This window comes from Hwanghaeella sp. LZ110, from assembly GCF_048892525.1.
Classification (GTDB): Bacteria; Pseudomonadota; Alphaproteobacteria; order UBA8366; family Aestuariispiraceae; genus Pacificispira.
In genome coordinates this window covers 1-279 of sequence record NZ_JBLZHT010000080.1, presented here as the reverse complement: position 1 = coordinate 279, position 279 = coordinate 1, and the positions used below count along the sequence as shown (strand labels likewise).

General features: G+C 45.2%; 1 protein-coding gene. It reads left to right on the top strand.

Annotated features, from left to right (window positions below; genetic code table 11):
• Nucleotides 1-258, top strand: a 258-nt coding sequence (locus tag ACOSDM_RS20280) for a hypothetical protein (RefSeq protein WP_420726347.1), incomplete at its 5' end; no start/stop codon positions are given.
• Nucleotides 259-279: the final 21 nt, after the last annotated feature.

The window sequence follows — 279 nt, the reverse complement described above, 5'->3', positions numbered from 1 at the left end:
CAATTGATAACAACTGTGGCAGGAAGTCTTTCCCTTGAGATCTTTGATACTGAAGGCAGCGTCACGCTTGACCACAGCCACAGCATAACAGCGTTCTTTCTTATATTTCTCTGCAATGATAGGACGGAGTTCATAAGGTTTGAGTCCACCGAAGTAAACATGTTCTCCATCTGCAGTTACAGCATCTGCATCACCATTCTGGATGCTCTTTATGCAGTCAGTTATAGACGGCTGGAGATGACACTCAAGATCTGCTGATTTGGTGGCACGGTGTTTGCA